Source organism: Blastomonas sp. CCH9-A1 (genome assembly GCF_001557175.1).
GTDB classification, from domain to species: Bacteria; Pseudomonadota; Alphaproteobacteria; order Sphingomonadales; family Sphingomonadaceae; genus Blastomonas; species Blastomonas delafieldii_A.
In genome coordinates, this window is sequence record NZ_LSHM01000078.1 from 1 (window position 1) to 486 (window position 486).

Sequence of the window (486 nt, forward strand, 5' to 3'; positions counted from 1 at the left end):
ATTATGACTTTGCCTATGTGCCCGGTACGCTGACTATCACGCGAGCCTTGCTCACCGTGACCGCCAATAATGCAACGCGTGAATATGGTCTGGCCAACCCGGTGTTCACCGGCACGATCAGCGGCCTTCGCGCGGGCGATACCGCGAGCGTCGTCAGCGGCCTTACTTATGGTACGATTGCCAATGCAGCGAGTAACGCTGGCACCTATGCGATCACTGCGTCGGGTGGCAGTGCCGCGAACTATGATTTCAGCTATGTTCCCGGTACGCTGACGATCACGCGCGCGTTGCTCACGGTGACCGCCGACAACGCGACGCGCGAATACGGACTCGCCAATCCGACACTCACTGGCAGCATCACGGGCTTCCGTAATGGCGATACCGCGAGCGTCATCTCCGGTCTGATCTATGGCACGGTCGCCACCGCAGCAAGCAACGTCGGCACCTATGCCATCACCGGATCGGGGGCGACGGCGACCAACTATG

Annotated in this window: 1 protein-coding gene; it reads left to right on the forward strand. The window is 60.5% G+C overall.

The window, feature by feature from the left end; translation table 11 throughout:
* Window positions 1-486 (forward strand): MBG domain-containing protein (locus AX725_RS21380; RefSeq protein ID WP_202185052.1); only part of this gene is annotated, 486 nt, incomplete at both ends.